11 protein-coding genes and 1 pseudogene are annotated in these 14,191 nt (G+C 36.6%); 1 reads left to right on the top strand and 11 read right to left on the bottom strand.

Going from position 1 to position 14,191, the window contains the following annotated elements:
• Positions 1–94: 94 nt before the first annotated feature.
• The 9 genes and pseudogenes from JN080_RS07300 to ltaS form a co-directional block, all read right to left on the bottom strand.
• Positions 95–1,297: an acyl-CoA dehydrogenase family protein gene (locus JN080_RS07300; RefSeq protein ID WP_256235280.1), complete on the bottom strand. Its 1,203-nt coding sequence runs from the start codon at positions 1,295–1,297 to the stop codon at positions 95–97.
• A gap of 400 nt (positions 1,298–1,697) precedes the next feature.
• On the bottom strand, positions 1,698–3,581 hold the full coding sequence (locus JN080_RS07295) for a XylR N-terminal domain-containing protein (protein ID WP_256235279.1): 1,884 nt from the start codon (positions 3,579–3,581) through the stop codon (positions 1,698–1,700).
• Between the two features lie 262 nt (positions 3,582–3,843).
• On the bottom strand, positions 3,844–4,872 hold the full coding sequence (dmpG, locus tag JN080_RS07290) for a 4-hydroxy-2-oxovalerate aldolase (RefSeq protein ID WP_256235278.1): 1,029 nt from the start codon (positions 4,870–4,872) through the stop codon (positions 3,844–3,846).
• Positions 4,873–4,897: 25 nt separating this feature from the next.
• Positions 4,898–5,782 carry an acetaldehyde dehydrogenase (acetylating) gene (locus tag JN080_RS07285; protein ID WP_256235277.1) on the bottom strand — a complete coding sequence of 295 codons (885 nt, stop codon included), beginning with the start codon at positions 5,780–5,782 and terminating at the stop codon, positions 4,898–4,900.
• A 75-nt stretch (positions 5,783–5,857) separates the two neighbouring features.
• Positions 5,858–6,634, bottom strand: a complete 777-nt coding sequence (locus JN080_RS07280) for an IclR family transcriptional regulator (RefSeq protein WP_256235276.1) — start codon at positions 6,632–6,634, stop codon at positions 5,858–5,860.
• Between the two features lie 274 nt (positions 6,635–6,908).
• Positions 6,909–8,330 (bottom strand): hypothetical protein, encoded by a 1,422-nt coding sequence (locus JN080_RS07275; RefSeq protein ID WP_256235275.1) that lies wholly within the window; start codon positions 8,328–8,330, stop codon positions 6,909–6,911.
• A gap of 152 nt (positions 8,331–8,482) precedes the next feature.
• Positions 8,483–8,944 (bottom strand): annotated as a pseudogene (locus JN080_RS07270) (isocitrate/isopropylmalate family dehydrogenase); the annotation flags it as partial.
• Positions 8,945–8,960: 16 nt separating this feature from the next.
• On the bottom strand, positions 8,961–10,169 hold the full coding sequence (locus JN080_RS07265) for an MFS transporter (protein ID WP_256235274.1): 1,209 nt from the start codon (positions 10,167–10,169) through the stop codon (positions 8,961–8,963).
• Positions 10,170–10,399: 230 nt separating this feature from the next.
• Positions 10,400–12,352 carry a lipoteichoic acid synthase gene (ltaS, locus tag JN080_RS07260; RefSeq protein ID WP_256235273.1) on the bottom strand — a complete coding sequence of 651 codons (1,953 nt, stop codon included), beginning with the start codon at positions 12,350–12,352 and terminating at the stop codon, positions 10,400–10,402.
• Between the two features lie 343 nt (positions 12,353–12,695).
• On the opposite strand from ltaS, the gene JN080_RS07255 reads away from it, so the two are divergent.
• Complete coding sequence (locus JN080_RS07255; protein ID WP_256235272.1) at positions 12,696–12,896, top strand: cold-shock protein; 201 nt, start codon at positions 12,696–12,698, stop codon at positions 12,894–12,896.
• A gap of 218 nt (positions 12,897–13,114) precedes the next feature.
• Here the strand turns inward: JN080_RS07255 and JN080_RS07250 are convergent, their stop codons facing one another.
• Positions 13,115–13,609: a CarD family transcriptional regulator gene (locus JN080_RS07250; RefSeq protein ID WP_256235271.1), complete on the bottom strand. Its 495-nt coding sequence runs from the start codon at positions 13,607–13,609 to the stop codon at positions 13,115–13,117.
• A gap of 144 nt (positions 13,610–13,753) precedes the next feature.
• Positions 13,754–13,972, bottom strand: coding sequence for a helix-turn-helix domain-containing protein (locus JN080_RS07245; protein WP_256235270.1), 219 nt, complete (start codon positions 13,970–13,972; stop codon positions 13,754–13,756).
• Positions 13,973–14,191: the final 219 nt, after the last annotated feature.

Genomic DNA, 14,191 nt, shown 5'->3' with positions numbered 1-14,191 from the left:
ATGCTAGTAATCTAAGATTTTTTGAAGGGGCAGTTCCGGTATCGAAAAAGCCGCTGACCCCTTTGCTGTTGAAGAATCCTTAAAGTAAAGGCTATTATCCTCTCACACCGCTTGCAAAACCAAATAAATCCTGTCCATATGCTGCAACGGAATCCTCATATAAAGATGTTTTATGTGTAGCTACTCCGATAATATCTCTTAAGAACAATTCCATTGGACCACCTTTATAGAGTGCTCCTCCTCCAAGTGTTAACAAAGCTCTAACAGCGATATCTACACAAATCTTGATAATCTTCGTACGGATTGCAAAGAATTCCGAACGGTTTGTAATCTGGCCATCTTTTTCATAGTTTTCTAAGAGAGTAATATATTTATCCATAAGTGCATCAGCAACATGGAAATCCGCTGTCATTTCTGCTAACACTCTTTGACTTCTTGGTGATTCACTTTCGCGAACACCATCCATTAACCGGACACGTTTTTCGGTAAGTTTTTTAAATTCGGCAAGAATTCGTTCTGCACCACCAATTGCCATGCATGGAAAACCTAGATAGAACGTAGGATAAAATGGTACGTGATAGAAAGGATATTGTTTATCGTATTCTGCATCTGGATCGATTACTGCCTCTGGCGGCAGTCCAGTTGTATCTGCTGCAACTAGCCGTAGCATCCGTTCCATTGGGACATAGACATTATCGACAATAACCTGGTTGCTTCCGCTGCCTCTTAGCCCAAATGTATCCCAGTTTTTCACAATTTGAACTTCAGATGCCTTTAACATTGGTAAGCAAACCTCTGGTTTATCAGAATCCGGAAATTGGACTGCAACACCAAGACCAATCCAATCACAGTATAAGACACCGCTTGCAAAGTTCCATGTACCACTGATACGGTATCCGTCACCATCCCTTTCTGCTTTCCCAACTGCTGCAAATACGTCGCATATCAATCCGCCTTGATTAAAAATTTCATCTCTTCCTTTTTTTGGCAGGTATGCCGGCAGAATATTATGGAGTGGATAAAGATACGTCAGCCAAGCTGCTGAAATGTTATAATTAGCCACCTTACGAACAATTTTTGCAAATCCTTTCAAATCAATTTGTGGACCGCCATATTCCTTTGGCATCATGATCCTGGCTATTTTTGTTTCTTTAATCAGATTGACGACATTTTTTGAAATGGTTGCATTTTTATCTGCTTCTTGTGCTTCCTGTTCTGCAAGTTGTCCAATTTTTTCTGCACCGGCTAATAACTGTTCAATTGTTACATTTTCTTCTGTTACTGCGTAGTTTCCCATTATTACACCCTCTTTTGATTATTTCGTTATTCTTTTATGGCTTGCTTCTGTTCAAAAATTACCATCATTACGACCGGTCTAACGGAAGGGATTGATACCGTTTTCATTACTAATTTAAATCACTTGTTTATATAACTTATTGCTTATTAATAGTGTAATTTGTTTTGAGTATTCAGACTAGAACAAAAATTGTTCATGTTTTATCTATTCATAACAAACTTTTGTCCATTTTGTGAACCAACCTTCAAATTTATTCGTTTATGTGTGATAAATATCGCTGTGTTTCGGAACAAAAGCTGATCAACTTCATTCGAAGTTATCAAAAAGTAATTTTTTTATAATTTCCTAGACGACAAAAAAAACTCCAGATATCAAATCTGGAGGTTTCCACTACATAGTTCTAGTCAATATTTAATTCTCCTATGGCAATTAATGATTTAATAATCAAGATTAATTGATGTGTCTCGTTTGGATCGCGCAGATCTTTTTCCAGCAAACTCTCAATCTTTTTAATTCTGTGCCGCAGTCCGCTCATCGATAAAGCAAGATCAATCATTGTTTGTTCAAGTTTCCCGCCATTTAACAAGAAAATGTATAATGTTTTAAGCAGTTCAACTGTTTTTAGATCACTTGTATTATATAAAGGTCCGAGCTCCTGCTCCGCAATCATTTTAATCCCGCTCACATTTTTTGAGTCTATCAATACACCGACAATTCCTAATGAATTGAATGGAACGATTTTCTTCCCAATTGTTAATCGTAAGGCAATTGTCGCTTCCTCGTAGTTTTTTGAAGCCTTCGTAATAGCTTCACCTAAATTACTAATGCCAAACTTAAAATGACCCTTAGGATATTTTTTCATCATATAATCATGAAATTCATTTATCAGAAGAGTGATTGAGCTATTCTTGAAAGTCTCGTTGGTAATGAATAAAATCATGTTTCCATCACGTTGGCCGACAAGGATATTGTGTTTTTTTGCATTAAAATAGTGGAAGGTCGTTTCAAAAATTTGTTCTTGTAAGAGAAATTCCTCCTCGATCGTACCTTCCGTCTTCATATACTCCATAACGGTAATATAAAAAGGCTGTGTCATGTCTAATCCTGTATATTTCGCCCGCTTGATGATTTCAGTTTCGGGTAACTGGCCATCTAGGATTTGCTCAAGGAAATTTCCCTTCATTCTTTCAAACGACTTAAAACTAGTTTTCTCATTTAAAAGAATAAGAGAAGCCGCATTAGCGAAACGATCTAAAAACAAATAATCATCATCATGCTGATTCGTTTCTACGTTTTCATAAATAAATTCGCAGTATCCAATTAGCTCCTTTTGGACTAGAATTGGGGTTATTAAACGTTCCTGGATTGATGTTTTTATGGTTTTTTTACGGAATGGTAATTTTTGCTTTTCCTTTCTATTAAAAAAGTCTTTTGAGGCATTTTCTTGAAAAAAGTTTTCCATATCTTCTTTTAGTTCCAGATATTTTTCTTCCGGCAAACCTGAATACGAAATCGTCCGGTGGTCAATATCTTCAATCATAATCGGAATGGTAACGATGTCATATACCAAATTTGCAATCTCTTGCAAGTTACTTCCGTTTGATACCTCTTCCGTCAGTTTTTTTTGAAAACTGGCTAATCTAGTGACAAAATTTTGCTGCTCCAGCAATTGCTCATACGTATATTCCAATTCCTTCACAATCGGCATTTCATTATATGAATCTAAATCATCCTGCAGGCCGCTTTTCCAATCCTTTTGTGGCTTAACTTCCCAGCTGCACTCTGCATCTCCCTTGCCCACACATGTTAGTTCTTTCGCAAGCAAGGACTGTCCGCTAACTGTAGACATATAACCGCTTGCATAACCAGTAAGCGTATGACAAACTGGTACTTTTGAAATACCATGTAATTTTACATGTTGGGCTGCTTCATAGGAATCAACCCAAATTCCCTTTCCGTTTATAGACATAATGTTTTTCTGTTCATCCAGTTTGACCTCACAGTTATGGTTCATCCCACTGATATGGCCATTCGTAATATGAAAAATAGGTCCTTGCTTAATTAAATATTCCAACGAGGAATCAGTTTTCATAGCCTCTTTGGCATCAGCCACGCCCATTCCCCAGCCAAAATGAAACATAAATCCTTTGATTCGATCTATTCCAATATACTCAACCAATTGCTGGCGAAGAATTCCAAAAGCTGATGCCGATGCCAAAATTTTACGCTCATTTGTATCTGCAACAATATCTTTATAACTATTTTCAGAGATCTTTATTTCCATGCTTACTCACCTGCCTATTATTCTTCATTTAATAATTATGTAATATGTTTAAAACTTTCTAAAATAATTTGTAAGCGCAGTTATTCCTTTATATTACTATTTTAAATAAAGAATTTTATTATTTCAAACATATTAATAGTTTTAAGTTAAGAGGGATGATTGATTGATGAAAAATAGAAGAAGGGTGAGATGCTCTAAGCGATCTCACCCCTTAAATTATAGTGAAAGGAAATAATATTACCATTTTGAGAGATTCATTTACTTATTTTGCAGCTACTGCACCTTTTGCTTTTGCAAGTTCTGCAGCTACGTCAATAATCATATCTTCTTGACCGCCGACAACTTGACGTTTTCCTAATTCGATTAAGATATCACGAGCATCGATTCCAAATTGTTTACCTGCACGTTTTGCATGGTATGCGAATGTTGAGTATACACCTGCATAGCCAAGTGTGATTGCTTCTCTTGTAATAGTTGGTGTTACCGGAAGAAGTGGTGCTACAACTTCTTCAGCTAAATCTTCAATTTTGTATAAATCAATACCTGTTTTGATTCCCATACGTTCACAAACAGCTATAAGAGCTTCTGTTTGTGTATTACCAGCACCTGCACCGAAGCAGCGAACACTACCGTCAATGCGAGTTGCCCCAGCTTGAATAGCTGCAACAGAGTTAGCCATTGCCATTGACAAGTTATTGTGGCCATGGAAACCAATTTCACATTGAAGTTCTTGTCTTAATGCGCTGATACGCTCAGTTACTTGTTCAGGAAGAAAATAACCTGCAGAGTCAGTCATATATACAATATCTGCTCCATAGCTTTCCATTAATTTAGCTTGTTCAATTAATTTCTCAACAGGAGCCATATGTGACATCATAAGGAATCCAACAACTTCCATTCCTAATTCTTTTCCCATAGCGATATGTTGTGGTGCTACGTCTGCTTCTGTTACGTGTGTAGCAACACGAACCATTTTTGCACCTAAGCTTGCTGCTTCTTTTAATTCAGTTAAAGTCCCGATTCCTGGTAATAAAAGAACAGAGATTTTTGAATCTCCAGCAACAGATGCTGCTGCTTCAATTAATTCCATTTCGTTTACTTTTGATAAACCGTATTGTAAAGAAGATCCGGCTAAACCATCACCATGTGTTACTTCGATATAAGGAACATTTGCATCAGCTAATCCTTTTGTTACACTAACTACTTGGTCTACTGTATATGAATGTCTAACAGCGTGGCTTCCATCACGTAAAGCTACTTCAGTTATTAAAATATCTCTTTCAGTTGTCATTATTTTTTTATCCCCTTTCTACAGCTCAAACTGTTTCCTTTGTTGTATTTTTCGCAAACTCTTCAGCAACACGAACAGCAGCAGAAGTCATAATATCTAGGTTACCTGAATATTCTGGTAAGTAGTCTCCAGCGCCTTGAACTTCAATAAGAACAGTTACTTTATTGCCTTCGAAAATTGGTTCAGTACGTAAACGATAACCAGGAACGTAAGATTGAACTGTTTTTTCCATTTCTGCAATTGATTCACGAATTGCTTGTTCGTCCATTTTTCCTTCTTCAACAAGTGCATATACAGTATCACGCATCATGATTGGAGGTTCTGCAGGATTTAAGATAATGATTGCTTTACCTTTATCAGCTCCGCCAACTACTTCGATTGCCTTTGAAGTTGTTTCAGTAAATTCATCGATATTAGCACGAGTACCAGGGCCTGCACTTTTACTGGAGATAGTAGCAACGATCTCACCATATACAACATTAGCTACACGGTTAATTGCATGAATCATTGGAATAGTAGCTTGTCCACCACAAGTGATCATGTTAATATTGTTTTTATCTAAATGTTCGTCAATGTTTACTGCTGGAGATACGTATGGTCCAATTGCAGCAGGTGTCAAGTCGATCATTTTAATTCCACGCTCTTGACATACTTTGTCGTTGTAAATATGTGCTTTTGCACTTGTTGCGTCAAAAATAATGTCTGCTTCTAAATTAGAGTCTGCAAGGAAACCGTCGATTCCTGTGTCAATACCTGCATAACCTGCTTCTCTTGCACGGCGTAAACCGTCTGATTTAGGGTCAATCCCGATTACCGCAGTTAATTCTAAGTATTCTGATCTTCCTAATTTGACCATAAGGTCTGTACCAATATTACCTGAGCCAATAATAGCTGCTTTTAATTTTGCCAAGATAATTCTCCTCCTTATTCCCTTTTGTTACTCTTTTTAGTATTTATTAGTGAAATCACAATCTGCAGCTTAAAGCTATATAGCAGAATTGATTTTATACCCTATACAATGTGAGATATCAGCGGCCGCTTGTTTAATTCCTTTAATCACTTTAGCAAGCATTTCCTCATCAAGCCGCATTGTTGGTGCAGCACAGCTTACAGATGCAATTGCTTTCCCTTGATGATTGAAAATTGGTGCAGCAACACATCTGAGTCCTAATTCAATCTCTTCATCATCAATTGAATACCCTTGGTTGCGGATCAATGTTAACTGGTTTTTAATTTCCACTTTATCGGTTAAAGTGTATTCCGTGTACGGTTCCAAAGGACCCTTAGATAAAACCCTATCAATTTCCGCATCATCTTGAAAGGCGAGAATAGCCTTACCAACTCCTGTGCAATGATATGGAGCCCGTTTGCCTACCTGTGAGTAAATCCGTAAAGTATGCGGCCCTTCTACCTTTTCAATGTAGATCACTTCATCCCGCTGGCGTACGACCAAGTGAACGGTTTCATTCAATTCTGCCACAAGATTTTCAATAATCGGATGGGCAACTTTTCCAATATCAAGTTGATTTTCCACGGCAATACCCAGTTCGAATAATTTCATCCCCAGCTTGTACTTCAAATCATCAGGATTTTGCTGTAGATAGCCCCGATGTTCTAACGTTTTGATGATTCCATGAACGGTACTTTTTGATAAGACTAGTTCTTGACTAATTTCTTTTACACTTAGTTCAGCTGTAGAGTTCAAAAATAATTCCAGGACATCGGCTGCCCTTTCAACTGATTGAATCAAACGCTCAGTCATTTGTAAATTCCTCTTTCTGTTCGACATTGGCGAATGCCATTCGTAAATTTTTGATCTCTGCTATTATAATAACGAGAAAGCGTTTTTTTGTCAACAAACTTTTTAGATAATTTTCATTTGTCGTATCTATGCCGAAAAACTAGGACAGGGCTGCGTTGCCACGGCAAAAACAAAAGCGGAAGCGCCTGTTTAGCGAAAAGTGCACTAGTCGCTAGGCGCTGAAGCTGGACATAAATAAAAGTGCGGGACCAAAAAAAGTCTCCGCACCTTTCTATTAAACCGATTCCTGAATTTCTTTTAATTGAGCAAATACTTTTTGATAAGCAGCAGCTTCAGTCGCCATTCCTTTTTGCTGGTACATTTTAAAAATCTTCCATACCGGATCAGGGTCCTGGGGCTTAAGCTCCATTTCCCAGGAATAGCAATCAATGGCAGGATCATATTGTTTAAACTCCGCAAAATAATCACCCAATTCCATCATTCGATCAGGATCCTCCAGCATTTTTGCCATTTTACTCAATTTACGGAAGATCAAGGAATGCGGTAAAACTTTTTGCAGTGGTTGAAGTTTATCATAAACCGTTTTAAGATCATATCCCTTCAACATGCTCACAATCAATTGGTAAACCTGTGCTTCTGATTGTTTGTGGTTTTCTTCGTTGCCTTGTCTTTGAAGAATCGATATGAAATGGTCTAAATGCGATCCAACAAATTCAGCATCTACATTTTCCCAAAGTTTTTTCAGGATGCTGTCATATGTGACAGGAAGATCGTTCATAAATTTCAATAGAAAAGTGGCTGCCTCTTCATAATTTCCTGCCATTATGATTTCCTCAATGATTGCCTTTGCCTCTGGCAGTACTTGAAATGGATTTACTTTCTCCTCTGCTAAAATGAGGATCCACTCTTTCATGGTGAGAAATTTTCGGGCAATCCTTGTATAGGAATCAATTTCTTCAGCCTTTTGGAATCGTCTGACTTTTTCCAGCCAAAGCACAATCATTTCGATGTAGGATTCATTGGATTTTAAGATATTTTCTAAAAATATATAGGCATCTGGATTATTTCGATTTTTGAAACAGTAGAGCTGAACGTAAAGAGGATCCTTTTTTAAAATTGCAGGTAAATTTGAGGAATGATAAAAATCATGATAAGAACTGAATTCAAGCGAAGACATACGCTCGTTTGCAGATTTTAACTGTGGCATAAACTCTGATAAAATTTGCAGGATTTGAAAAGCCTTCATAAACTTTCCGTTTCTTTTGTGGTCAAAATATATTTGTTCAATTAGCTTTGAAAGAGCAGCTTTTTCGAAGAATGAGTCAAGAGTTGTGGCAATATAGGCTATTTCTTGAGGAGAAAAATGGGTTTGCAACTGTGGGAATAACTTGCTTCGATTTGGAATCGTAATGGCTTGTTTGGGGATCAAGATTGATAGCATTGGGTGGGCTGATTCAAAAACGATTCCCTCCTGGAAGGCCTTATCAATAAACGAACCTTCGGTGACGTTGTTCAAATTATCCCCAAAGATAAACGACTTTCTATAATAAACGAGATAATAGTCCTCAGCATCTGCAGTTCTTACCTGCATGACTTTAGTATTTGCCATGATTGCTGTTCGGACAACTTTCCCAATGAACGTTTTCTTTTTGTCTTTTATTGATATTTCGGTTGACAACAATAGTTCGTTACTCATATTCCACGAACCCCCTATTACAAAGATGAAGTGCTAAGAAAGCAGTAATTTTGTTTGATTCTATTATAACATAAAGAAAACCGTGGGAAACCTTCAGGGATTGAAAACTCAAAATAGTATGGAGATAAGAACAAAAGCGCAGGCGCCTGTTAAACGCCTTCACTTGTTACTTCTTCTACAACATCGAGAAGTTTTTGTCCTAATTCGAATTCTCCGAAGTGATCAAGCATCATTTTAGCTGTCCATATTTGTCCGATTGGATTTGCAATTCCTTTTCCAAAGATATCTGGAGCAGAACCGTGAACAGGTTCAAACATGGACGGATATTTACCATTTATATTGATGTTTGCGGCGGGAGCAATCCCGATACTTCCCATGATGGCCCCGCCTATATCTGTTAAAATATCACCGAACAGGTTGCTGGCTACAATTACGTCAAAGATTTGTGGTCTTGCCACGAAAAAGGCAGCTAATGCATCAATATAGTAGGATGCAGTTTGGATATTTGGGTAGTCTTCCTTAACTTCCTTAAATACTTGGTCCCAAAATGGCATAGAGTGAACAATACCATTTGACTTTGTCGCAGATGTCACGTGTCCTTTTCTTTTTTTTGCATGGTAGCAAGCTTCTTTACTCTCCTGGTAATTCTTTTATCTTCAATTTGTGGTTTAAATCATTACCCTTTCGATATGCTAATCCCATTGCTAGTAAGAGTAAGATTCCTGTAATAAGAAAGACACTTTGCGCTGGAAAAATCCCGCCAATATATCCTCCGATCATTGGACCAATCATCCCGCCAATTTGATTAGCCGTTTGGCTCAATCCGAACGCTCTGCCCCGGAAATTGTCTGCGGTAGACCTAACGACGAGACCATTTAATGCAGGAAATACCGCACAGAAGAATACACCAAACACAAAGCGCATAATCGAAAATCCCCAAATATGGTTGAATAGGATTTGCGCCAACATTCCAATCCCTCCGCCCAGAAACCCAATGATCAGCACTCGATAAAAACCAACCTTGTCTGCCCATTTTCCCCAGAATGGGGCAAATAACGCACTTGCGATTCCCGGTAGTGAGAATACGATTCCAGCTAAAAGGGAAGCCTTGTCAGAAGATCCGCCTAATTTAACAATATACAGAGGTAAAATCGGTTCAACTGTCATGACCGAAAGAGATGTTACCACTGTTAAGCTAAGGACTAACAGTAAGGGACGATTGTTCCATGCCACATTAAAATCATTTTTTATTGACCCCTTCTCCTTACTAGGGATGAAATTTTCCTCAGTCACCCAAAAAATGATTAGGAATGTGGAAATAAATACAATTATGCCTGCACTTGCAAATGCAAATCGATTCCCTACTAATTGAGCAATTACCCCGCCTAGAATGGGCCCAACAATCTGACCTGAAGCAGCAGCGGAAGAAATCAGGGAAAGCGCATAGCCTACTTTACTTTTTGGCGTATTGGTGCCGATTAAAGCGATTGCCCCAGGTATAAACCCGCTTAATAAGCCTTGCAAAATTCGTAATCCTAATATTTCATAAGGATTTGTTACAAATGCCATTAAGGTATAGATTACAAACAGAACAAAACCTGCCCGAATAATCATTGGTTTTCTTCCATATTTATCAGCTACACTTCCCCAGAAAGGTGATGAAATTGCTCCTGCAAAGAAGGCAGAACTAAAGATCAACCCTGACCACATTTCTGTATGTTGGTGAACCCCTATTTGCAGTAGAAAAAGTGGCAAAAAGGGAACGACCATCGAAAAACTTGCTGCAGTAAAAAAAACACCAATCCATAGTACCCATAAATTACGCTTCCATGTTTCCATATTGTTCGCTCTCCATTTGCATCATCGGAATTAAGAATATTCCTCAGTATATTTAATAATAAAATTTCACTGTTGCCATAATACTATAATTTAAATGTATTTTCATACTCGAAGTATCTTTGTATAATAGTTTTCAAAAAACTGAACAGTTACCTGTTAAAACTAATTTCAAGAACGTTCATTAAAAATAGAAGACTGCCTGAGAAACGTTTCTCAGGCAGTCCCTTAAATTATCGGTTTGATTGATTATTTTGAATCTGATGATAGTTATATTTACTGCGATCTATTGGAATGAAATCTTTAGGTGTATAGAAGCGTAATAAATCCTCATTTACAACTTTGTCCGAGGTAGATAGTTTTTGTTCTACTATCTGCTGATCCTTCTTAGCATCAGCTAATTTGTCTTCCCCTAATTCTGTTCCCGTCGTCGAATCATAAAATTTCCCGTCTACCGATGTGATTGTTGGACTTACAAAGTCACCATTTCGGAATGGAATAAGATTATCATGCTGTTTAGATAACAGATCGGTACCAAATTGTACGTACTTTTTTGAATCGACGCCTAATAAGTGAAGAAGGGTTGGCAGAACATCAATTTGGCCACCATATTCGTGATTTACTCCCCCTTTAATTCCAGGTACACGAATAAATAATGGGACACGCTGTAAACCGGTACTTTCAAAAGGTGTAACTTCCTTACCGAGCACTTGACTCATTGTACTATCATTATCCTTTGATATTCCATAATGATCACCGTAAATAATAACAATGGTATGATCAGATAATCCAGATTTTTTCAGGTATCCAAAGAACTGCTTTAATGCTTCGTCTGCATAACGGGCTGTTTGGAAATACCTGTCCACTGTTTGAACACCGGTATTATCCGGTTCAATAGTTGCATCTTTTTTGTCAATCGGAAATGGAAAATGATTTGTAACTGTTATAAACTTAGCATAAAATGGCTGCGGCAATGTTTCCAAAAGTGGAATCGATTGCTCAATGAACGGTTTGTCCATCAACCCATATTGGGCAAGATCTTCAGGGTCCATTTTATAGTAACTGGAATCAAAAAAATGATCATAACCAAATGATTTGTAAACTTCATTACGATTCCAAAAGCTGCCTGTATTACCATGGAAGACGGCAGATGTATAACCCTGTTCACCTAGAATACCTGGAGCTGCCTGGAATGTATTTAAACTTTTTGTCATATAAGCCGAACCCTGTGGTAATCCATATAACGAATTTTCTAACATAAATTCAGCATCAGATGTTTTCCCATGTGCTGTTTGATGGAAAAAGTTATCAAAATAAATCGTATTATTATCCTTTGTCAATGAATTTAAAAACGGTGTAACCTCTTCCCCATGTAATTTGTAATTAATAAGGAAATTTTGAAATGATTCAAGATGGTAATAGACAACATTCATTCCTTTTCCAGCACCAAAGTACGCAGGGTTCGGCTCAGCATAATTAGATTTTGTATAATTAAGAACTGCTGTAATATCGTTGCTATCCGCCAAGACCCTCTCTGCAGATGCTTTCGTACTTTGCAAAGCATCATAAATTGTGTAATCGTATACGCCTAAATATTTCACAATATAATTTCGATCAAAGCCCCTTGTTAACAATTCAGGACGATCTATTTCCGCTAATCCAATATTTGCGCAAGTAAGGGCCAAAGATAATGAAAAGATAGCAGATACTTTTCCGCGTTCCACATCTTTCACTTCTATTTTTACCAAATGAAAAACAAGCAAACAACTCAGTACTAGGAAATCAATAAAGAATAAAAAGTCATATGGTTTTAATAAGGAGACAACACTGCTGCTTACATCACCAAAATTTTGGGTCTGAGATAATGTAGGTAATGTAATAAAGTCATTAAAGAATCGATAATATAAAATATTGCTATATAACAGTAAGGATAAGATGAAATAAATGACTAATAGCCAAATATACTTTTTTCTACCCTTAAAAAAGAAAGCAAGTCCTAAGAAAAGTATAGAAGCTCCTAATGGGTTAATTAATAGAAGAAACTGTTGATAGGGACTTTCAATTCCTAATTTGAATTGTGTTAATTGGGCTATGTATGTTTTGATCCATAGGAGTAGGACAGCAACAAAGAAAAAGCCAATATATTTATCCAAAATATTTCGACCTTTTTGTAATACCACGTTCATTTTTGTACCTCTTTTCTATCTACTAGCCATTATATTATGACATAGCTTTGTCCATTTATATATATATTGAAGTCAAAAATACTCTAGAACTATATTACCAATTTAACGTACCGAATAAAAGCACAAAGCATACTTTTTTGCTCAGTATTTATGAACAAAAATGAATTTATCACTTTCCAAAGGGAGATTTAGTTTGCTTTCCCTTATTATCTCTGTTATGATAATAAAGAATTATTTTTGTTCGGTGTACAGGATAGTATAAGTGTTTGACTTTTCATCTATGATCACTTTGGGCAGGGATAGTATCATTACTGTGTGTTAACGCACTAGGAGGCAACAAATAATGGAACAAGGTACAGTTAAATGGTTTAATGCAGAAAAAGGTTTTGGATTTATCGAACGTGAAGGTGGAGAAGACGTATTCGTACATTTTTCTGCTATCCAATCTGAAGGTTTCAAATCATTAGATGAAGGTCAAAAAGTTACTTTTGACGTTGAAAAAGGTGCACGTGGACCTCAAGCAGCTAACGTTAAAAAAGCCTAATATAGATTAATAATAGAAAGCAGATCCTTTAAAAGGGTCTGCTTTTTTTTGATTTTTAAGCTTTTGGTTTTAAATGAATGTGTGTAAATGACATGATTAGAGGGACTTTTTTAACGAAGATTACCTAAACGAGGGGGAAAAGGTAAGTTTGTGAAACGGAGAGGTAGAATATAGATAGGAACGTGACGTGGTCCAACTAGTTAATTTGAGGGGGTCGTTTAGGCGTTAATGCAAGTTTCCAACAAATCATCAGCCTGCACTTGAGTAATTCCTTCGATTAACCTCAGTTCACCAACAAAAATCCGTTTCGCTTTATCCAGCAGTGTTTTTTCACTGGGATTAAGAGTTTTTTCGGTTTGGATTCGCATTAAATCACGGACAACTTCAGCACAATCTTTTAAATTACCCGTTTTTACTTTGTCCGTATTTATTTTATATCGTTGTTTCCAAGTTAATGACCGATCCGTTTCTCCATAATGAAAGATGTCCAAAACAACGTCCATTGACTGCTTATCTGCAACTGAACGTATGTTTGAATTTGTGATATTTTTTGTTGGAATAAAAACCTGCAGTTTATTAGTTGGTATGTTTATAACATAATACCTCTGGCTATTGCCCTGGATTTCTTTTTCTTCAATTCCTTCTATTACGCCAACTCCATACATTGGATATACAATGTTATCGCCTATTTCAAACAAATAATCCACCTCCACATATTGTATTTTAATGATAACATAGATTCAAACTTTTATCAAATTAATTATAATACCATTTACAATAACGTATGTCAATAGATTTTTTAACTTTATTTTTGAAATTTTTGCACTATTTTTCAAATAAAAAAAGGGTGTAATTCATCACCCTTCTTTCACATTCCATTCATATAGATCTTCAATCTTGCAATTTAATTCCCTAGATATCGTCATTGCGTTATTCAAACTCATAACCTTTTTATTTAAGTAGTCATCTAATGTAGACTTTGGAATCCCCGTGTTAACTGCTAACGTATCGAGCTTTGTTTTATTTTTTGATAAAATAGTACCAAGATTACTTCTTTTTGCTTTATAAATTGTCAAAGTGACACCTCGCTTTTCTATTACCTTATCATAAACCACTGGAAAAAGAAAGAAATTAGCTAAAATCTCCGTATGACCAAATTAACCTTCTTGGCTTTAAATTATTCTCCCTTAAAAAGCTCCTTACCAACTAACTGCCCTCCGAAAAATCCGACATTATCTATGACCTCTACAAATTCTATTCTGTTTAAATGGATTTATTTAAAAAGTTTTCTAAAC

The sequence above is a fragment of the Bacillus sp. EB600 genome (assembly GCF_024494385.1).
GTDB lineage: Bacteria > Bacillota > Bacilli > Bacillales > Cytobacillaceae > JAEVLT01.
Note: the sequence above shows the minus strand (reverse complement) of the source record. Positions and strands in the feature narration are given on the sequence as shown.